This window comes from Marinovum sp. E3, from assembly GCF_055755275.1.
In genome coordinates this window covers 1,256,616-1,274,528 of record NZ_CM146908.1, presented here as the reverse complement: position 1 = coordinate 1,274,528, position 17,913 = coordinate 1,256,616, and the positions used below count along the sequence as shown (strand labels likewise).

The 17,913-nt window shown below is 64.2% G+C and carries 20 protein-coding genes and 1 tRNA gene; 6 read left to right on the top strand and 15 right to left on the bottom strand.

Going from position 1 to position 17,913, the window contains the following annotated elements; genetic code table 11:
• The first annotated feature begins 26 nt into the window (after positions 1-26).
• Entirely contained in the window at positions 27-1,292 is a 1,266-nt protein-coding gene (gene phaZ / locus AC0J5K_RS06275) for a polyhydroxyalkanoate depolymerase (RefSeq protein WP_048532180.1), read from the top strand.
• A 90-nt stretch (positions 1,293-1,382) separates the two neighbouring features.
• Here phaZ and AC0J5K_RS06270 read toward each other — a convergent pair whose 3' ends face one another.
• A complete protein-coding gene (locus AC0J5K_RS06270) occupies positions 1,383-2,357 on the bottom strand; it encodes a Gfo/Idh/MocA family protein (RefSeq protein ID WP_274565274.1) in 975 nt (324 codons plus the stop codon).
• 181 nt (positions 2,358-2,538) lie between these two features.
• Between AC0J5K_RS06270 and AC0J5K_RS06265 the strand changes: the two genes are divergently transcribed.
• On the top strand, positions 2,539-4,473 hold the full coding sequence (locus AC0J5K_RS06265) for a calcineurin-like phosphoesterase C-terminal domain-containing protein (RefSeq protein WP_074838596.1): 1,935 nt from the start codon (positions 2,539-2,541) through the stop codon (positions 4,471-4,473).
• Positions 4,474-4,572: 99 nt separating this feature from the next.
• Here the strand turns inward: AC0J5K_RS06265 and rpoH are convergent, their stop codons facing one another.
• A complete protein-coding gene (gene rpoH, locus AC0J5K_RS06260) occupies positions 4,573-5,469 on the bottom strand; it encodes an RNA polymerase sigma factor RpoH (RefSeq protein ID WP_048532183.1) in 897 nt (298 codons plus the stop codon).
• Between the two features lie 258 nt (positions 5,470-5,727).
• Positions 5,728-6,747, bottom strand: a complete 1,020-nt coding sequence (locus AC0J5K_RS06255) for an RluA family pseudouridine synthase (protein ID WP_274565275.1) — start codon at positions 6,745-6,747, stop codon at positions 5,728-5,730.
• Here AC0J5K_RS06255 and AC0J5K_RS06250 point away from each other — a divergent pair.
• Positions 6,746-7,057 carry a DUF6476 family protein gene (locus tag AC0J5K_RS06250; protein ID WP_274565276.1) on the top strand — a complete coding sequence of 104 codons (312 nt, stop codon included), beginning with the start codon at positions 6,746-6,748 and terminating at the stop codon, positions 7,055-7,057. The genes AC0J5K_RS06255 and AC0J5K_RS06250 overlap by 2 nt on opposite strands.
• Here the strand turns inward: AC0J5K_RS06250 and AC0J5K_RS06245 are convergent.
• From AC0J5K_RS06245 to AC0J5K_RS06215, 7 genes are all read right to left on the bottom strand, one after another.
• Positions 7,044-7,535, bottom strand: a complete 492-nt coding sequence (locus AC0J5K_RS06245) for a hypothetical protein (protein WP_274565277.1) — start codon at positions 7,533-7,535, stop codon at positions 7,044-7,046. The genes AC0J5K_RS06250 and AC0J5K_RS06245 overlap by 14 nt on opposite strands.
• Positions 7,532-8,362 carry a hypothetical protein gene (locus AC0J5K_RS06240; RefSeq protein ID WP_274565278.1) on the bottom strand — a complete coding sequence of 277 codons (831 nt, stop codon included), beginning with the start codon at positions 8,360-8,362 and terminating at the stop codon, positions 7,532-7,534. Before AC0J5K_RS06240 ends, AC0J5K_RS06245 begins: the two co-directional genes overlap by 4 nt.
• Positions 8,359-9,015: a cytochrome c3 family protein gene (locus AC0J5K_RS06235; protein ID WP_274565279.1), complete on the bottom strand. Its 657-nt coding sequence runs from the start codon at positions 9,013-9,015 to the stop codon at positions 8,359-8,361. The genes AC0J5K_RS06240 and AC0J5K_RS06235 overlap by 4 nt, the downstream gene beginning before the upstream one ends.
• A 745-nt stretch (positions 9,016-9,760) precedes the next feature.
• Positions 9,761-10,518 (bottom strand): IS5 family transposase gene (locus AC0J5K_RS06230; protein WP_420398465.1). Its coding sequence is split into 2 segments (ribosomal slippage): positions 9,761-10,182 and positions 10,182-10,518, totalling 759 coding nucleotides; the frame shifts between segments, so codons are not numbered across the junction.
• A gap of 47 nt (positions 10,519-10,565) precedes the next feature.
• A complete protein-coding gene (locus AC0J5K_RS06225) occupies positions 10,566-10,880 on the bottom strand; it encodes an MT-A70 family methyltransferase (protein WP_473009878.1) in 315 nt (104 codons plus the stop codon).
• A 332-nt stretch (positions 10,881-11,212) separates the two neighbouring features.
• Positions 11,213-11,289 (bottom strand) — tRNA-His (locus tag AC0J5K_RS06220).
• A 71-nt stretch (positions 11,290-11,360) separates the two neighbouring features.
• Positions 11,361-11,846 carry a GNAT family N-acetyltransferase gene (locus AC0J5K_RS06215; RefSeq protein ID WP_274563540.1) on the bottom strand — a complete coding sequence of 162 codons (486 nt, stop codon included), beginning with the start codon at positions 11,844-11,846 and terminating at the stop codon, positions 11,361-11,363.
• Between the two features lie 70 nt (positions 11,847-11,916).
• On the opposite strand from AC0J5K_RS06215, the gene AC0J5K_RS06210 reads away from it, so the two are divergent.
• The gene (locus AC0J5K_RS06210; protein ID WP_074838615.1) at positions 11,917-12,111 is read left to right on the top strand and encodes a DUF6324 family protein; all 195 of its coding nucleotides are present in this window, start codon (positions 11,917-11,919) and stop codon (positions 12,109-12,111) included.
• 9 nt (positions 12,112-12,120) lie between these two features.
• Here the strand turns inward: AC0J5K_RS06210 and AC0J5K_RS06205 are convergent, their stop codons facing one another.
• On the bottom strand, positions 12,121-12,600 hold the full coding sequence (locus AC0J5K_RS06205; protein ID WP_048532191.1) for an MmcB family DNA repair protein: 480 nt from the start codon (positions 12,598-12,600) through the stop codon (positions 12,121-12,123).
• Positions 12,601-12,707: 107 nt separating this feature from the next.
• Here AC0J5K_RS06205 and AC0J5K_RS06200 point away from each other — a divergent pair, with 107 nt between their 5' ends.
• Together AC0J5K_RS06200 and AC0J5K_RS06195 are read left to right on the top strand one after the other, a co-directional pair.
• On the top strand, positions 12,708-14,039 hold the full coding sequence (locus tag AC0J5K_RS06200; protein ID WP_274563529.1) for an AAA family ATPase: 1,332 nt from the start codon (positions 12,708-12,710) through the stop codon (positions 14,037-14,039).
• Positions 14,036-14,785 carry a COG3904 family protein gene (locus AC0J5K_RS06195; RefSeq protein WP_274563527.1) on the top strand — a complete coding sequence of 250 codons (750 nt, stop codon included), beginning with the start codon at positions 14,036-14,038 and terminating at the stop codon, positions 14,783-14,785. Before AC0J5K_RS06200 ends, AC0J5K_RS06195 begins: the two co-directional genes overlap by 4 nt.
• Positions 14,786-15,240: 455 nt before the next feature.
• Here the strand turns inward: AC0J5K_RS06195 and AC0J5K_RS06190 are convergent, their stop codons facing one another.
• From AC0J5K_RS06190 to ribB, 4 genes are all read right to left on the bottom strand, one after another.
• A complete protein-coding gene (locus AC0J5K_RS06190) occupies positions 15,241-15,615 on the bottom strand; it encodes a hypothetical protein (protein WP_306456265.1) in 375 nt (124 codons plus the stop codon).
• 66 nt (positions 15,616-15,681) lie between these two features.
• Complete coding sequence (gene nusB, locus AC0J5K_RS06185) at positions 15,682-16,179, bottom strand: transcription antitermination factor NusB (RefSeq protein WP_048532194.1); 498 nt, start codon at positions 16,177-16,179, stop codon at positions 15,682-15,684.
• On the bottom strand, positions 16,176-16,727 hold the full coding sequence (locus AC0J5K_RS06180; RefSeq protein ID WP_048532195.1) for a 6,7-dimethyl-8-ribityllumazine synthase: 552 nt from the start codon (positions 16,725-16,727) through the stop codon (positions 16,176-16,178). Before AC0J5K_RS06180 ends, nusB begins: the two co-directional genes overlap by 4 nt.
• A 6-nt stretch (positions 16,728-16,733) precedes the next feature.
• Entirely contained in the window at positions 16,734-17,846 is a 1,113-nt protein-coding gene (gene ribB, locus AC0J5K_RS06175) for a 3,4-dihydroxy-2-butanone-4-phosphate synthase (RefSeq protein ID WP_048532196.1), read from the bottom strand.
• Positions 17,847-17,913: the final 67 nt, after the last annotated feature.

Here is a 17,913-nt window from a genome sequence, read left to right as displayed (position 1 = left end):
GCCCCATAGCTCCGGAGCCCACGCAAATGCGTTACATGGTCACCTACGATATGATGGAAACCCTTCGGAACACGAACCAGTGGCTCGGCGCGACGGCCGAGGCGATGGCCTCTTATCCCGCCTTTGCCATGTGGCCCAATCCGGCGATGACCTGGCTCGCGGCGTGGGGGTCGGTGACCGAGCGGGCTTTCGAACGCATGGCCGTCAAGCCCGACTGGGGCATCCATTCGATCACCTGCGAAGACGGGCGCGATCACCTGGTCAATATCCGCACCGAAATCAGCCGGCCGTTCGGCGACCTGATTCACTTCGAGATTGCAGGCCGCACGCCCGCACCACGCAAGGTTTTGCTGGTTGCACCTATGTCCGGACACTATGCCACGCTCCTTCGCTCGACAGTTCGGTCCTTGCTCCCTGACTGTGAAGTCTATGTCACCGATTGGCACAATGCACGTGATATTCCGGTGTCAGAAGGCAAGTTCGATGTCGAGGACTACACCCTCTACCTCGTGGATTTCATGCGGCATCTTGGCCCAGATACCCACGTCATCGCGGTCTGCCAGCCGGCGCCGCTGACGCTGGCCGCCACCGCCTATCTGGCGGAAGAGGACCCCGAGGCCCAGCCCCGTTCGCTGACCCTGATCGGCGGCCCGATCGACCCCGACGCCACCCCTACCGACGTGACCGATTTCGGCCATCGGGTGACCATGGGCCAGCTCGAGCAATCTATGATCCAGCAGGTCGGCTTCAAATACACCGGCGTCGGCCGCAAGGTCTATCCGGGGCTGCTGCAACTGACCTCCTTCATCTCGATGAACGCCGATCGCCACTCCAAGGCTTTCGTCGATCAGATCGGCCGTGTCGCCCGGGGCGAGGCCTCGGACCACGATGCGCACAACCGCTTTTATGATGAATATCTCGCGGTGATGGACATGCCGGCGGAATTCTATCTCTCGACCGTCGAGCGGATCTTCAAGAACAGCGAGATTGCCAAGAACGCCTTCACCGTCGCCGGCAAACCGGTGGATATCGGCAAGATCACCACCGTGGCGGTGAAAACCGTCGAAGGCGACAAGGATGACATCTCCGCACCGGGCCAATGTATCGCCGCGCTCGATCTCTGCACCGGGCTGCCCGACAACAAGAAGGCCAGCCACCTCGAGCCGGGCGCCGGCCACTACGGCATCTTTGCCGGCAAGTCCTGGCGCAACAACATCCGTCCGCTGGTGCTCGAATTCATCGATGCCAACAGCGATACACCGCCGGCGGCAACCCAAATCCGCGCGGTGTGACCCCCCGTAGGGTGCGCCTTCACGGCGCACCTTCCGCCAGATACATCCGCAGGAACCAGGGTGCGCCGTAAAGGCGCACACGACGGCCGGTCAGGCTCTGGCTTTCTCAAACACCGCATCGATCATTGCCTGCGTCCCGCGCGAGAATTCCAGAGGGCAGGGATATTCGGCCCCATCCAGCACGCTGGCGTTGAAGTTCTCGACCTGGCAGACATAGTGGTTGACCCCCGGCCAGCGCCAGGTCACCGCCTCCATCCCGGCGCGCTCCAGCGTCAGCTCGGCCTGGTCGAAGACCCCGGCGTTGAACGGCGCCTTGACGGTGATGACGCCCTTGTCGCCCTGGATCGCCACATACTGACGAGGCGCCATGCGCATCGAATTGATCCCCGAAAAGTGGAAGGACGGAAAGCGCGCCGTCACATGGCTCCAGACGTCGACCCCCTCTTCCCAGCGCATCTCGGTCGACAGGATCTCCTCGGGCTCTTCGCCGGTCACGAAACGCGCGGTGCCGTAGGTATAGACGCCGATGTCGGGGATCGCGCCGCCGCCGGTGTCGGCGCGGTTGCGGATGTTGCCGGTGTCGGCGCGGTTGTCATAGGAAAACACCGTGTCCCAGAGCACCAGCTCGCCGATCTCGCCGGCCTGCACCAGCTCGCGCACCTTCTGCCAGCGCGGGTGGTGCACCACCATATAGGCCTCGGCCGCCAGAAGCCCGGTCTCGTCGCGCAGCGCGATCACGCTGTCGAAGGCGCCGGCCTTCATCGCGAGCGGCTTTTCCACCAGCACATGTTTTCCGGCGCGCAGCGCCTTTTCCGCCCATTCCACGTGCAGGTGATTGGGCAGCGGGACATAGACCGCGTCCACCGCATCACTGGCCAGCATCTCGTCATAGTCCCCGAACACCTCGATCCCGGGCGTCAGCTCCTGGAACGGCCGGGCCTTGTCCGCGCTCGAGGTGGCCAGCGCCGCCAGACGGCCGCGCCGCGCGGATTGAATGGCCGGAGCCATATGTTGCCGGGCAAATTTCGCCGCGCCCAGAATGCCCCAACGAATGTGGTCTGCCATGATCTCGTCTCCCTGAAATGCTTGCGCCGAACCCTAGCCACCTGCGGCGCGGCTGCAACCCGGAAGCGCCCGGCCCGGCGCTGTCACAGAGGCGTCACTCAAGTTTCACAGCGCCGCAAAATCCCCTTTGCGAAGCGCGGCGAGATTGGGCCTCGGCGCTTTTACAAAAGGGACATCCCACATGCGACTTTCCTCTCTCTCACTGGCGGCCCTGGCCGGGCTTGCCGCCCTGCCCGCCGCGGCCAAGGACGCGAGCTACATTGGCACCGTCGAAACCGTTGCCGGCGACAGCGCCGGCATGGCGCGCGGCACCGTCTTTGTCGACGCCAACCGCAACAGCCGCCTCGACGCCGGCGAAACCGGGATCGGAGGCGCGCTGGTGACCAATGGCCGCGAAGTCGTGGCAACCGGCGCCGATGGCACCTACGCGCTGCCGGCCTATGACGACATGAACCTGAGCGTGATCAAACCCGCCGGCTATGCCAACCCGGTCGATCAACAGATGATCCCGCAGTTCGCCTATGTGCACAAACAGGCCGGCTCGCCCGAGCTGCGCTTTGGCGGCATCGCCCCGACCGGCCCCCTGCCCGCCGCGATCAACTTTCCCATGATCGAGGACGCGGCCGGCGACCGCTTCAGCTGCCTCGCCTTCGGCGACGCCCAGCCCTATACCAATCAGGAGGTCTCTTACGTCCGCGAAACCGCCGGCAAGCTGCTGGCAACCGCCGATCTGTCCTCGACCGAATGCCTGATTTTTGCCGGTGACGTGATGGGCGACGACCTGTCGCTCTATCCGCGTTTCAAGCGCATCATCGCCGTCGGCCAGACGCCGCAATATTGGGTGGGCGGCAATCATGACGTCGATTTCGACGCCGAGACCGATGCCCACAGCTTTGACACCTTCCGCCGCGAATGGGGCCCGGAATACTGGGCGGCCGAGTTCGGCAACGTGCTCTTCATCGGCCTCGACAATGTGCGCTATCCCTGCAACGGCGTCGATCCGCACCCCTTCTGCTCGACCGACAAGAGCCATACCTACAACGGCGTGATCTCCGAGCGGCAGATGGAATGGCTGGGCAACCTGCTGCCGCAGGTGCCCGAGGACAGGCTGATCGTGATGACGGCGCATATCCCGTTCCAGACCTTCACCGACAACACCGCCGCCAAGCACCAGACCGACAACCTCGCCGAGCTGGCCGCGCTGCTCGACGGGCGCAAGGTACTGACCATGGCGGGCCACACCCACACCACCGAAAACATCGAACCGGGCGAAGGCTTTGAAGGTTGGGAAGCGGCCACCGGTCTGGCGACCTCGCCCTTTCATCAACTGGTGATCGGCGGGCTGTCGGGCTCTTGGTGGGCCGGCGACCTGAACGCCCAGGGCGTGCCGCATGCCACCCAGCGTCTGGGCAGCCCACGGGGCTATTTCCGGCTGGATTTCGACGGCGCAACCTTTGTCGATACCTATCTGACCTTCCATACCACCGAGGACAGCCAGTTCCACGCCGCGTTCAATACGCCCCGGTTCCGCAAATGGGCCGATGCGCTGATCACCTATGCCGAGCTCTACGGCACGCCCTCCAAGGTGCTGCCGCCGGTGACGCGCAACGATCTGGCCGATCCCTTTATGCTGACCCGCGCCGATCTGGAAGGTGACAGCTGGGTCGCGGTGAATGTCTGGAACGGCGGCAAATCGACCGAGGTCACCGTGTCGATCGATGGCGGCACGCCGATGGTGGCCACGCGCACCCAGCCCGGCGAGGGCGAGGCCAAGTACCGCGGGCTCGACTATGCCGACCCGGCGGCGATCCTGAAACAGGCGACCCAGGGCAGCCTGGCCATCCGGTCGGACCGCGGCGGTGACGACACCGCCGGCTATGCCATGTTCCAGGGCAACCGCATGTCCGGTGTCGCCGGCCCCTTTCCGCGTTGGCTTCTGACCGACAACAGCCTGCACCTGTGGCGTGCCGATCTGCCCTCGGACCTGTCGGACGGCGTGCATGTGATGACCGTCACCGCCACCGACCGTCACGGCCGGGCCTTCACCACCGATTACACCTTCGAAGTGGTGGCAGAGATCCCGCAGATGACCTGGCAGACGCAGCTCTGGCAATGATCCCGGCGCCTGCTCGGCCCGCAGGCGACAAAAAACGGCCCGGGGTCACCCCCGGGCCGCCGCACTCGTTAAGAAACCCTCGGGCCTCTCTGGAAACGCTCAGGCCATTGCGGCCATGCCCTGTTTCTTGGCCAGTTCCTTCATCCGCTTTTGCAGCTTTTCGAACGCCCGCACCTCGATCTGGCGGATCCGTTCGCGGCTGACGTCATATTGGCCGGACAGATCCTCGAGCGTCACCGTCTGATCCGACAGCCGGCGTTGCGTCAGGATGTCCTTTTCGCGGTCGTTGAGCACATCCATCGCCTCGGCCAGCATCGCGCGGCGCGCTTCCAGTTCGTCGCGTTCCTCGTAATCGGCGGCCTGGTCGGCGTCTTCATCCTCGAGCCAGTCCTGCCATTGCATGGTGCCTTCGCCTTCGGAGCCGACGGTGGCATTGAGCGAGGCATCGCCGCCGGACAGGCGCCGGTTCATGCTGATGACCTCCTGTTCGGTCACGCCCAGATCGGTGGCGATCTGCGCCACGTTGTCGGGGTGCATGTCGCCGTCTTCCAGCGCGCCGATCTTGGCCTTGGCCTTGCGCAGGTTGAAGAAGAGCTTCTTCTGTGCCGAGGTGGTGCCCAGTTTCACCAGGCTCCAGGACCGCAGGATATATTCCTGAATCGCGGCCCGGATCCACCACATGGCATAGGTGGCCAGACGAAAGCCCTTTTCCGGGTCGAAGCGCTTGACCGCCTGCATCAGACCGACATTGGCCTCCGAGATGACCTCGGCCTGGGGCAGACCGTAGCCGCGATAGCCCATGGCGATCTTGGCTGCCAGACGCAGGTGCGAGGTGACCATCTTGTGCGCCGCCTCGGTGTCCTGCTCCTCGACCCAGCGCTTGGCCAGCATGTATTCCTCTTCCGGCTCAAGCAGGGGGAACTTGCGGATTTCCTGCAAATAGCGCGACAGGCCGCCTTCGGGCGTCGGCGCCGGGAGATTTGCGTAGTTAGCCATGTTGGTCCCTCCAATGTTTAGGGCTTTAACATTCCATATGGTGTGGAAATCGGGCCTTTCAAGAGCACATATCCACCTTGATTACGATAATTGTACCGATCCGTTCAGATTGGAAGCCCCATGTGGCCGGATCACAGCCATGTGCACTTCACGACAAAACCTGTCATAAGAGCGTGAATAATTGGTGTCCATGTGCACAAATGCACAGACCCTGCGGATCGGACCGGGGCCTTCGTGCATCATCGCATTGGAAATGTTTCAGCCGCGCAACGCGGCAAGCAGCAATTCCATGTCTTCCGGCAGCGCGGCGGTGAAGCTCAGACGCTCTTCGGTGACCGGATGGACAAATCCCAGCGTCTCGGCATGGAGCGCCTGACGGGGAAAGCCCTGCACCGCCCCCTGCCCGGCCTCGGCAAGCGCGCCCTTGGCGATCTTGCGCTTGCCGCCATAGGTGGCATCGCCGATCAGCCCATGTCCGGCATGGGCCATATGCACGCGAATCTGATGGGTCCGGCCGGTTTCCAGCCGGCATTCGAGCAGCGCCACCGCCGCCGGCGCGCCAAAGCGCTCGACCACCCGCGCCCGTGTCACCGCATGCCGGCCGCCTTCGAAACAGACCGCCTGTTTCTGACGGTCGGTGCGATGGCGGGCCAGTTGCGTGGTCACCTTCAGCACGTTGCCGGGTTCGAAGCTGATGCCGCGCAGCCCCCTGAGTCGCGGATCGGCCGCATCCGGCACGCCGAAAACCACCGCCTTGTAGGCGCGTTCGGCGGTGTGTTTCTCGAATTGCGCCGCCAGCCCATGGTGGGCGGCGTCATCCTTGGCCACCACCAGCACGCCCGAGGTGTCCTTGTCGATCCGGTGCACGATCCCCGGCCGCTTCATGCCGCCCACGCCCGAGAGCGTGTCGCCGCAATGATGCAGCAGCGCATTGACCAGCGTGCCCGAGGGCGTGCCCGGCGCCGGATGCACCACCATGCCCACCGGTTTGTTGACGACGATCAGGTGATCGTCCTCGTAAAGCACGTCAAGCGGAATGTCCTCGGGCAGGATATGGCTCTCTTCCGCCTCTTCCAGCGTGATCGCCACTTCGGCGCCCTCGGCGACCCTGGCCTTGGGATTGACCTCGACCGCGCCATCCAGCCGCACCGCCCCGCTTTCCAGAAGACGCGCCAGCCGGGTGCGCGACAGGGCCGCCACCTCTGGCACATCGCGGGCCAAGGCCTTATCAAGACGTCCGGGCGGATTGGCGCCGATGGTGAAACGGAGTTCCGGCATGGATGACCCTTCTGAAACGCAGGCGGAGCTGCCCGAACCGGCCAACCTGCGCTTTCTGCGCCTGCTGGTGACCGTGCTCACGGGCGTGATGATCGCAGGGGTCATACTGATCATCGCGCTGATTGTCATCCGCTTCCGCGATCCCGGGCCGCAGCTGCCCGAAGATCTCAGCCTGCCCGCCGGGGTGGAGGCCCAGGCGGTGACCTTCGGCACCGGCTGGGTGGCGGTGGTGACCGGCGACAACCGCATCCTGATCTTTGATCGGGTCACCGGGCGGATGACCCAGGAGGTGGAGCTCACTGATAGGTGAGCGCCACCCAGATGTGCAGCGCGACCAGCGGAATCAGCGCCGAGGACAGGGCGATGTGCATCCAGAGCCAGGCCCGGTAGAGCCAGCGGCTGCGATAGGGAATGACCTCGCGGTTCAGCAGGCCGGTGGCGGCGATGGCGACAAAGCACAGCGCCAGCGCCGAAGTCCAGGCATGGCCGAAGCGCACCGCATGCAACGCAAAGACAAGCACCAGCCCGACCCCGACCCAGCGATGCGCGGCATAATGGCGCCGGACATCGGCCGCGGTGCCGCCGGTGCGGGCGCGCAGCAGCATCCATTGATAGCCCATGCCGGTCAGCAGCAGCGTGCCGGTCACCACCTGCCAGGTCAGCGTTCCGCCCAGGGGCCAGGGCCGAAAGGCCGTGCCGGCGGTCAGCGCCGCGACGGCAAAGGCGAGCGCCAGCAACCCGAGCATCACGTAGGGCCGCCGCCGGATGCGCAACAGAATCTCGGTCATGCCCCGCCCTCGCCGCCGCTCAGGATCAGCGCGCGCATCACCGCCCCGCCCGCCCGGGCCCGGACCTCGGCCATGAAGGTCGCGCTGTCGGGCAGCACCGGCGCGCCCGCCTCGGGCCAGGCCGCGCCGATCGTCACCGGAACGGCGAAACCCGCCGCCTTGTCGAGATAGCGCTGATAGGCCTCTTCGACCGCACGGTAAAAGGCTTCGGTCACCTCGAGCGCGCTGTCGGCATTCAACGCGGCCTCGGGATAGGTCCAGGTCGTGGCCCCCATCACCGCGTCGAGCTGCCAATCCTTGCGCGGGCTGTCGGGATGGTCGTTGTGGCAGCTCACACATGGCGCGGCGCTGGCGAAATCGGGGTACATCGCCACCTGATCGCCGCGCTCCGAAGTGGAAAACACCGGCGCCTTGGTGGCGCGGACCCGGGCAAAGGCCGTCGCCTGCGGCCCGGCAAACAGATTCGAAGCGTTGATCGGCGCATCCGAGCCGAGATAGAGCCCCAGGCGCGGCGGCCTGGCCTCGATCCGCGCCGCCGTCAGCCGCAGGAACAGCGCCGGCAACGGCCCCTTGTCGACCCCCGGCTCGGCCCAGTCCTCGCCGAATTTCAGCCCCGCCTTGCCGCCGGGGCCGACGATCCGCGCCGTATAGGTCGCCCGCGCCGCATCGTTGATCGCATTTACCGCGTCGAACATCCGCGCCACCGGCAGGCTGCGCCCGGCCCCGGCGCGGCTGGCCTCGAGCGGCAGCGGCGGCGGCGCGGTGACTACCAGATAGATCGCCAGACAGGTGAAACAGCCAAATGCGACGATGATCCTGAAACTCATTCCGGCTTTGCCTCGAAATGTTTGAAGGTGCCGTAGGGCCCCGCGCCCTGATGAAAATAGGCGCGGATGGCGGCGCCGGGGATCATCGCCTGCACACGGGTCGGCGGCTCGAAGACATGGTTGCCGTGGAAATCGTGACAGCCCAGGCAGCTTTCCCATTTCTCCTCCGCGATCAGCCGGTCATGCGGGATGTTCACCGGATCTCGGGCCAGCGTCAGATCGCCATGACAGGCGCTGCAAATATCGGGCGTGGCAGACACCCGCGCCGCGTCATGCTCGGAGTGGCAGCCAAGGCAGCTGTCGGCGCGGACCGTGCGCAACGCCGGTTCAAACCGCGGCTCGCGGAAACGATAGATCGGATGTCGCTCGTTCGGCCGCGCGTGGCAGGCCAGACAGTGATCGCTGGTCACCGGGCCATTGCCGAAATCGACATCGCTGTCGCGCCGCCCGATGGCAAAGGCGAAACGGGCCTGCACCTGCTGCCGCGTCGTGCCGGGGCTGGGCGTGTGACAACCCTGACAGGAGACCTCGGCATGGCCCTGCTGAATCGGCCCCTGCGCCAGCCAATGCGCCGCCGGCCCGGTCCAGAGGCCCATCGCCCCCAGAAAGGCCACCGGAATGGCCATGGTCACTGCCGACCGGCGCAACGTCATCGCGATCTCTCCAGAATGCCTTAACCCCGAAATCGCTTTTAAGTTGATTAATCGCCCTTAATAATTGGTTAAGGCGGCAGAAATTTACTCTCTTTTCGCGCCTCGCCGCTCAGCCAACCCGACGCCAGCGGCGGGATTGGACACCTGCGCCATGCGGGGCGTCGTGACATTTGTCAGGTTGGAGATGGTACCGCCTGCCCGGTTCGAACGGGCGACCTCTTGATCCACAATTGAAACGCTACCGTTTGTTAACAGACACTTAGGAGTTATTGACTCTATTTTGTCTCCTTGGTTCTTTGAGCTTCAAAGGCCAGCATGATGAGCAATGTTCGGACTTGCACGACTCAAAGGCGCGACATACATTCTCCAGTTGAGAGCGGTGGTTGCCGGACCCTTGTGCTCTCTTCAAACACAGAATCCCGGCAACTGGCCTAATGCGCGTAGACCGCTACCATAAGGGACCCGCGCACGAGCAGAGAGGGAGGCACGTGTAATGCGGGCTACTTTGATTCTCGAAGCCAGCAGGTCGAACGGTACGAAGTACCGTATGGAACTGTCCCTGGGCGTTATCGCTCTGGGTTGGCTTCTGAAGTACTTCGGGCTGTAAGGTCTGATGGGGAGGTCGTCTTCGGGCGGCCTCTCTACTATTATGCAGCTAGCTTAATATCAGAGTGGACCTCATTTCCCCATATGTCCCAACCGGGCGACGACTTTCTAGCAAATAATTCTATCCTAGGGTCAGGATTCATAACCAATAGATGACAATAGCTGCGAGGGCTATGGCAGAGAGGAATACCTTTGGACAGCGGTCATAGCGGGTCGCGACGCGCCTCCAGTCCTTGAGCCTTCCGAACATGATCTCGATGCGGTTGCGCCGCTTGTATCGGCGCTTGTCGTATTTGACCGGGGTCTTGCGTTGCTTTCGACCTGGGATGCAGGCGCGTATCCCTTTGTCTTTCAACGCTTCCCGGAACCAGTCGGCATCGTAGCCGCGATCCCCGAGCAGCCAATTGACTTTTGGAAGGCCGCTGAGCAATGCCCGCGCGCCGATGTAATCGCTGACCTGACCGGCGGTGACGAACAGGTCGAGCGGGCGCCCCTGACTGTCGCAGATGGCGTGCAGTTTGGTGTTCATGCCGCCCTTGGTGCGACCGATCAGGCGACCACGCCCCCTTTTTTCACGCCCAGGCTGGACGCCGTGCGATGTGCCTTCAGGTAGGTCGCATCGATCATCACTGTATTCTTCTCGCCGTGCAGGGCGGCCAGACCCGCCATCATCCGCGCGAAGATGCCTTTCTCGCTCCAACGCTTCCATCGGCTGTAGAGCGTCTTGTGCGGGCCGTAGGCGGCAGGAGCGTCACGCCAGCGCAAGCCATTACGATTGATAAAGATTATGCCGCTCAACACACGCTTGTCGTCAACGCGCGGCTTTCCGTGCGATTTCGGAAAGAAGGGCTTCAGACGCGCCATCTGCGCGTCGGTCAGCCAGAAAAGATCGCTCATGTCACAGCTCCGTTTTAAGAGCCGTGAATCACGCGGTGCGGCCGAAATCAATGCATCCTGAGCCTAGGTACGTCGCCGTAGAGTTCTTCAATTGATGCTCGAAAAGCTTCGGGTTTTTCAGAATGCCTACCGCGTTGATGAAGTTGTGTGTTGTAAATTGACGCACTTTGACGTGGTACCCCCTTTCCTTTTGTCCCCAAGAGGCATATTTCCGCGTTTGCTCGCGTATGCCTCCCCATCCCCATATATATACTTCCGTTCTTATTAGTCTTTACCCAAGTAAAAGCCATGGTCTTATATTTGAAGCCCCAAGCCTCCAATAACTTAAAGCCCTCTTTCAATTGCGGGTAAGTACACCACATCAAACAAACTGAATTTTTCATCAGCAGGAATCCTCCAAGAAGCCATTTCATCTGTTGGAGTGCATTTATAGTGTTGCTCTGCTCCACCGCCGTGAGACTTGCTTTTGTCTTGATACACCCAAGCAGGATCAGCGTATATCACCTTGTACATATGCAGTTAGTATACCACACCCGTGACTCTCCCTTGTCTCCCAAACACCTCTCGCTGGGGACAACAGAATCAATCATAGCAACTCACTGCGCATCATTCGTGCGCCTAGCTAGGTGTAGCTCTTGATTAAGTTCATCAGCGTCGCTGAACGCACAACTATCTGTCTATATATAGAGAGAAATGGTACCGCCTGCCCGGTTCGAACGGGCGACCTCTTGATCCACAATCAAGCGCTCTAACCTACTGAGCTAAGGCGGCACTGGCAGGCGGAATAGCTCTGACGCGCGTCGATTGCAAGCCGTTTGCGGCGAAAATTCTGCCGAAACCGCTCACAAATCCACCTCCCAGCGCATCTCTTCCAGCTCGACGCCAAAGCTGGTGACCGGCCGGCTGTCCAGCAGGCGCCAGCCGGTGCTGGCATAAAGCGCGCAGGCCGCGGCATGGCTGCGATGGGTGGCCAGCACCATGCGGCTGTATCCCGCCTCTCGCGCGAACCCCGTGCAGCGCCCCAGCATCCAGCGGCCCAGGCCCCGCCCCCGCGCCTCTGGCAGCAGCAGGAACAGCCGCAGCCGCGCGATCGTGGCATCCTCGCGGGCGCAGAGGATGCTGCCCAGCCGCGCCCCGCCCCGTTGGGCCACGAAGCCGGCTTCGCAGGCCGGATCCATATCGCGCAGGAAATCCGCCAGCACCTGGCCCACCAATGTCTCGAAACTGGCGTCGAATCCCTCGTCGCGGGCATAAAGCCGGCCATGCGCCCGGGTCAGCCAGTCCACATCGCCCTGCCGCAGGGCGCGCAATGTCACCTCCTGTTGCATCTCTTGCCTTTCCGCGCCGCCTCCTGTAGCCCGATCCGGCCTTGTCAGAGGCGGCCAGAAGGAGGCTATCATGGGTATCAATTCCGAACGTGACATCGAGGCCAATCTTCAGATTGGCCCAACCGACGCCGGCATGGTGCGCCTCTTCGTGAGCGCCGATGGTATCGAGATTCCGATGGATTTCGACCCCGACGAGGCACGCGAGATCGCCGAAGAGCTGACCGCCGCGGCCGCCGCCGCCGAAAAGGCCGGCAAGCGCCGCTGAGGCCCGCCGTCACATCTCGATCCGCGCACCGGGATCGCGCAACGCCTGAAGCCGGCGGGCAGCATGGGTGGCAAAACACTGGATCATCTTCTTGCGCCGCGCCGGCGCAAGCCTGCTCTCTTCGCCCATGCGCAGCACCTCGGCATCATAGGCATCGGCCATGATAAGCCCGGTGCCCTCGGGCAGAAGATCGGTCGGAAAGGCCGCGTCCACCGCCCAGAAATAACGGTCGCACCATTCCAGATATCCCTGCCACTTGCGATCGGTGATGAAATCGCTGCGCGAGGATTTGCATTCGATCACCCAGAGCGCGCCCTTGGGCCCAAGCGCCATCACGTCGACCCGCAAGCCCCGGGTCACCACCAGTTCCTCGACGGTGACAAACCCCAGGCTCGCCATGTGGCGGCATACCCCGCGCGCCAGAAGCTGGCCGGGCATGAGATCTGTGGCAAGATCGGCGGTCGGGTCGGGTCTGGACGCGGTGCTCATGCGGTAAATACTGGAACATAAGGCGAACGTTGACAATCCCCTGCCGCCCCGCCGTTGCCAAATCCACCGGCCCTCATATTTTCAATCCTGCAACCGTCGAGGACAGAATGGCCAAAGAGACCGAATTGACCGAAGCGCAGGCGCGCGGCGTGCGCCATGCGCGCGAATTGCAGGGCCATCTCGGCTGGCTCGACACCTTTTCCGGCACCGCGCTCGGCGTGCTGGCGGTGGCCTCGGGGATCTACACCTATCTCGGGGTCTCCTCGCTGCTGGACGAGAACGGCGCCATGTCGGTCTTTGCCGCCATCGCCTATTCGGTCGCGGTCTCGGTCGGCATCTTTGTCTTCTGGTCCTACATGATGCGGCTGTTTCCTGCGGTGCGCACCGCCCAGGCCCGCATCGGCCTGCTGGCCGCCATGGGGTTGGGCTCGCTGGCCATCGTTGCCATGTCATCCTGGCTCAATGCCGCCGCGCTGGCCGGCTCTGCGGCCGTCGAACAGCACCTGGCCGAAACCGTGCAACGCTATCAGACTTCGCTCGAACGGGCGCATGAGGTGGCGCTCACCGGCCAGGCGCTGGAGCGCGATGTCTCCCGGGTGCGCCAGGGCTTCGAGGATCTCTCGGAACAGGAGGCGACCGGCAATCTCTCGGGGCTGGCGGGGCGCGGGGCGGTGTTCCGCGTGCTGCGGCAGAAATCCGAAGAGCTGGCCGCGCTCGAGGCGCAGATCGCCGCCCAGACCCCCCGGGTCGAGACCGCCTTCACCCAGGGCAACGCCCTGCTCAGCCGGATGCGCGCCCTGACGGTCGAGCCCGGCGCGGTCGAACCCCGGTCGGTGGAATTCTCCGAACTGGCGGTCGAACTGCAAGGGCTGATCACCCAGCTGCGTCAGCTCTCGGTGGCACCGCTGGTGGAACGCGCGGCGCAGGATCTCGCGGCCTCTGTCGTGCTGCCCGAGCTGGATGGCGCCACCGAACAGAACCGCGGCGATCAGGCCGCCACCATCACCTCGGTGCTCGACGTGCTGGTCCGCCGCGCCGCCACACTGGAAAACGCCGCCCGCGATGTCCGCACCCTCGCGCCGCCGCCCGAGGTCTCTTATGCGCCGATCTCCTCGGCCGACGCGGTCATCCTCTATGCCGGCAATTTCGTGCCCTCCTGGGCGGGGGCGATTGCCATCGACCTGCTGCCGGCGGTGCTGGTCTTCATTCTCGCCATCACCCAGGCGGCGATTCGCGCCGGCCGCGACGGGGCCGGGGTCGAGGACACGATGACCCTGGCCGAGCTGCGCGCCGCCCTGGCCGCCCTGCGCGATGTCGAAACCGCCATGCGCCAGGTGCCCGAGACCCCGGCAGAGCCCCCCGCAGCCGACAGCGAGCCCCAGCCCGAGACCGGCAAGGACGGCGGCAAGGTCCACCCGCTGACCGGCAAATCCACATGAGCGCCGGCAGCGCCATTGCCCGCATCCTCACCGGCGTGCTGGTGTTTCAGGTCGGCATCGGCGTGCTGCTGGTGGTGGGCGATGTGCAGCGCGGCGGGCTGCGGCTGCCGAAACTCTGGACCGACACGCCGCGGCTGTCCGAACCGGTGCGACCGGGCGACCAGCGCCGGGTCTTCGATCCGGGCCGCGACCGCCCGGCGACACAGCCCCTGCGGGATCCCGGCACCCTGCCGGACCGCCTTGTTCTCACCCCCGCCGAAGGCGGCACCTGGCGGCTCGAAGGCACCATTGCCGAGGGCGACGCCAGCCGCATCATCGACCAGCTCGAGAGCGCCGAGCCGGTGCCGGAGCGGCTGATCCTGCAATCCCCCGGCGGCGCCGTGGCCGAGGCGCTGACTCTCGGCCGCCACCTGCGCGCCAGGGGGATCGAGACGCAGATGCTGGCAGGCGAATTCTGTTACTCTGCCTGCCCCTATCTGTTGGCCGGCGGCAGCAGCCGCGTGATCGACGCCACGGCCTCGGTCGGGGTCCATCAGCACTACTTCGGCGAAAGCTCCCTGCTGCCCGCCTTTGTCGCGGTGGAAGACATCCAGCGCGGTCAGGGCGAGGTCATGGGCTATCTGGCAGAGATGGGCATCGACCCGCTGGTGATGCGCCATGCGCTGGCCACACCGCCGGATGAAATCTACCTGCTCCTGCCCGAAGAGCTTGACCGCTACAAGTTCCGCAGCGCCTCCGACGGCTAGGACAGCGCCTGATCTTCTTCTGTTTTCAAGCCCCCTCGGGGATTTCGCCACAGGCGGCAGGGGCCGCGCCTCCGCCCGTTCGCCGCAGCCGGGCCGGGATTTCTTTCCCGCCCCCCTTGCCGCCGCGCCACGGAGCCCCTATCTGGCGTGAAGGCGGGTGCTGCCCTTCTCGTGTACGGTTGCATTCCGGTGGCCTTAAGCAATTCCGAGGGAGCTGGCTCTGTCCTGGTCCTGGCCTGGTTACCTGGCGCCCACCTGTATATACAGGTCCTCGGGAATGAGATAACCCCACGGTCGCGTTTGCGGGCCCGCCGTTTTCCACCAGATCGCCGCCCCTGGCGGCTTCCCTGCCGTCACGGCACGAAAACAATCACGGCAAAAACGTCATGGCATGAAAAAAGGCGCGCAACGCCTGCGCACCTTCACGAAAAGCCGGGCACCACGCGGCCCCGACGTCAGATCCTGCGGCGCGGCTTCGCGACCGGCACCCGCACCGGGGCATATTCGCGTACCGGCGCGCGCAGGCCCCCGCCGGGGGTGTCGTCATCGTCATCGCCCATTGTGGAAATGCCGAATTGCACCCCGGCGAAAACGATGCCGTTAACCACCCAGAGCAGGAACACGGCAAGGATACCCAGCGGCGACGTGGCAACCAGATGCGCGAGATTGGCGATGTTGAAACCCAGCAGCATGATCACGAAGACCGCCGAGGCCAGGAACCCGATCAAGACGTGCTTGAAGTACTGACGGACAAGTTTCGGCAATTGCGGCTCTCGCATCGTAATCCCTCTCCCGGCGCCCCAAGGAATGTGGCGCTTGCCGTTCAGCATACAGGATATCACGCCAAAGCGATATGAAAAGCCGCTGCGACATCACGTCATCCGGCGTTTTTTCGCTCAGAATGCCTCGGGGCGGGCCTCGCGCGCCATGTGATCGAGCACCGCGTTGACGAACTGCGGCTCGCGGCCCTCGGGAAAGAAGGCGCCGGACACGTCGACGAACTCCTTGATCACCACCCGCGGCGGCGCCTCGCCCTCGACAAGCTCGGCGCCGGCGGCGCGGAACAACGCCCGCAGCACCGGGTCGATTCGCGCGATCGGCCATTTCGCCACCAGCGCCCGGTCGGTCATCTGGTCGATCCTGGCCTGATGGTTGACCGCCTCCGCCACCAGCTGGCCGAACAGGCTGACATCGCCCTCGACCATCTCGTCGCCCTCGTAGACCGCGCCAAAGCGGTGTTCGACAAACTCATGCGTCACCGAAGGCACGGATTGGCCGCGCGCCTCCATCTGAAACAGCGCCTGCACGGCATAAAGCCGGGCGGCGGATTTCATCTTGCGCTTCTGATTGCCTGACAGCGCCTTGGGGGCGGAGGCTTCGGTCTCGTCACTCATGCGGTCGGGGTGCTCTTCATGTCGGCGGCTATCTGGTATTCGTCTCGCGCCGGGCGGAATCCCACACCGTCACGCGAAGCGCCCCATTTACGGCTGAGTGCCACCAGATGCAAGGCCGCCGCAGCCGCCCCGCCGCCTTTGTTGCCGCGGTCCGGATCGGCCCGAACCTCGGCCTGGGTCATGTTTTCCACCGTGAGGATGGCATTGCCGATGCAAAGCCCCTGAAGCCCCAGCAGGGTGATCCCGCGCGAGCTGTCGTTGCACACCGTTTCATAATGAGTGGTCTCGCCGCGGATCACGCAGCCCAGCGCCACATAGCCGTCGAAGTTACTCATCCGCTCGGCGATGCCGATCGCCGAGGGCACCTCGAGCGCGCCGGGCACCTCGATCAGCTCCCAGGTGCCGCCCGAGGCTTCGATCTCGGCCTTGGCGCCGGCCACCAGATTGTCGGCGATGGCCTTGTAATAGGGCGCCACCACGATGAGGATCTTCACCGGCTTGTCGAATTCGGCGCGCGGCAGGATGTAGTGGGTCTCGGCTTCGGCCATCTCTTGTTACTCCGTGATCGGGCGGGTGCCCACGATTTCAAGCCCATAGGCGTCGAGGCCGACATAACGCGTCGCCTCGTGGTCGCTCAGCAGGATCAGCTTCGACAGACCCATGGTCGAGAGGATCTGGCTGCCCAGACCGATCTCGCGCACTGTCTTGGGCCCCTCCTCGGCCTCTTCGCGAATGACCCGCGCCTGCGGATTGCGGAACAGGCAGACAACGCCCCTGCCCTCGCGCGCGATGATCTCCATCGCCTTGCGCAGCTCGCCGGAATTGCCGATCCCCAGCACGTCCTGCAAGGCCGAAAGCGCATGGGTCCGCACCAGCACCGGCTCGGGCGAGGTCACGTCGCCCTTGGTCAGCACCACATGCTCGACACCTTCGGTGACGTCGGTAAAGACCCGCAGCACCCAGTCGCCGCCGAAGGCCGAGACCACTTCCTGTGTCGCGGTTTCCTTGACCAGATTGTCATGCCGCCGCCGATAGGCGATCAGATCGGAAATCGTGCCGATCTTCAGCCCGTGTTTCTGGGCAAAGGACACCAGTTCCGGCAGCCGCGCCATGGTGCCGTCCTCGTTCATGATCTCGCAGATCACCGCCGAGGGGTTGAGCCCGGCCAGCCGGCTGACATCGACCGAGGCCTCGGTATGGCCGGCCCGCACCAGCACGCCGCCATCACGCGCGCGCAACGGAAAGACATGGCCCGGCGACGAGATATCCGAGGCGGTGGAGCTGCCATCGATGGCCACCGCCACCGTGAGCGCCCGGTCATGCGCCGAAATCCCGGTGCTGACGCCTTCGCGCGCCTCGATCGACACCGTAAAGGGCGTCTCGGTGCGCGAGGAATTGTTGGTCACCATCGGCGGCAGGCCCAGCGCATCGACCCGCTCGCCCGGCAGGGTCAGGCAGATCAGCCCGCGGCCATTGGTGGCCATGAAATTGATCGCATCCGGCGTCGCCATCTGCGCGGGGATCACCAGATCGCCCTCGTTCTCGCGGTCTTCGTGATCGACAAGGATGAACATCCGGCCGTTGCGGGCCTCGTTGATGATCTCCTCGACCGGAGAGATCGCCTCGCTCCAGTTCTCTTCGACCGGCCCCGGGGTCACATATTCCATGGCACGCCTCCTGAATTCTGCCGCTCGGGATAAAGGAGGCCGCGCGAATTGGAAAGACCATCCCGCC

Bases quoted from the DNA above. Each gene is read 5' to 3' on its own strand.
- AC0J5K_RS06190 (WP_306456265.1), bottom strand. From the start codon at position 15,615: ATGCTGAACGGCAAGCGCCACATTCCTTGGGGCGCCGGGAGAGGGATT.
- AC0J5K_RS06210 (WP_074838615.1), top strand. From the start codon at position 11,917: ATGGGTATCAATTCCGAACGTGACATCGAGGCCAATCTTCAGATTGGC.
- AC0J5K_RS06225 (WP_473009878.1), bottom strand. From the start codon at position 10,880: ATGTGGTGTACTTACCCGCAATTGAAAGAGGGCTTTAAGTTATTGGAG.
- AC0J5K_RS06265 (WP_074838596.1), top strand. From the start codon at position 2,539: ATGCGACTTTCCTCTCTCTCACTGGCGGCCCTGGCCGGGCTTGCCGCC.
- nusB (WP_048532194.1), bottom strand. From the start codon at position 16,179: ATGAGTGACGAGACCGAAGCCTCCGCCCCCAAGGCGCTGTCAGGCAAT.
- AC0J5K_RS06250 (WP_274565276.1), top strand. From the start codon at position 6,746: ATGGATGACCCTTCTGAAACGCAGGCGGAGCTGCCCGAACCGGCCAAC.
- AC0J5K_RS06215 (WP_274563540.1), bottom strand. From the start codon at position 11,846: ATGCAACAGGAGGTGACATTGCGCGCCCTGCGGCAGGGCGATGTGGAC.
- AC0J5K_RS06270 (WP_274565274.1), bottom strand. From the start codon at position 2,357: ATGGCAGACCACATTCGTTGGGGCATTCTGGGCGCGGCGAAATTTGCC.
- AC0J5K_RS06205 (WP_048532191.1), bottom strand. From the start codon at position 12,600: ATGAGCACCGCGTCCAGACCCGACCCGACCGCCGATCTTGCCACAGAT.
- AC0J5K_RS06240 (WP_274565278.1), bottom strand. From the start codon at position 8,362: ATGAGTTTCAGGATCATCGTCGCATTTGGCTGTTTCACCTGTCTGGCG.
- AC0J5K_RS06255 (WP_274565275.1), bottom strand. From the start codon at position 6,747: ATGCCGGAACTCCGTTTCACCATCGGCGCCAATCCGCCCGGACGTCTT.
- AC0J5K_RS06235 (WP_274565279.1), bottom strand. From the start codon at position 9,015: ATGACGTTGCGCCGGTCGGCAGTGACCATGGCCATTCCGGTGGCCTTT.
- ribB (WP_048532196.1), bottom strand. From the start codon at position 17,846: ATGGAATATGTGACCCCGGGGCCGGTCGAAGAGAACTGGAGCGAGGCG.
- phaZ (WP_048532180.1), top strand. From the start codon at position 27: ATGCGTTACATGGTCACCTACGATATGATGGAAACCCTTCGGAACACG.
- rpoH (WP_048532183.1), bottom strand. From the start codon at position 5,469: ATGGCTAACTACGCAAATCTCCCGGCGCCGACGCCCGAAGGCGGCCTG.
- AC0J5K_RS06245 (WP_274565277.1), bottom strand. From the start codon at position 7,535: ATGACCGAGATTCTGTTGCGCATCCGGCGGCGGCCCTACGTGATGCTC.
- AC0J5K_RS06180 (WP_048532195.1), bottom strand. From the start codon at position 16,727: ATGGCCGAAGCCGAGACCCACTACATCCTGCCGCGCGCCGAATTCGAC.
- AC0J5K_RS06200 (WP_274563529.1), top strand. From the start codon at position 12,708: ATGGCCAAAGAGACCGAATTGACCGAAGCGCAGGCGCGCGGCGTGCGC.
- AC0J5K_RS06195 (WP_274563527.1), top strand. From the start codon at position 14,036: ATGAGCGCCGGCAGCGCCATTGCCCGCATCCTCACCGGCGTGCTGGTG.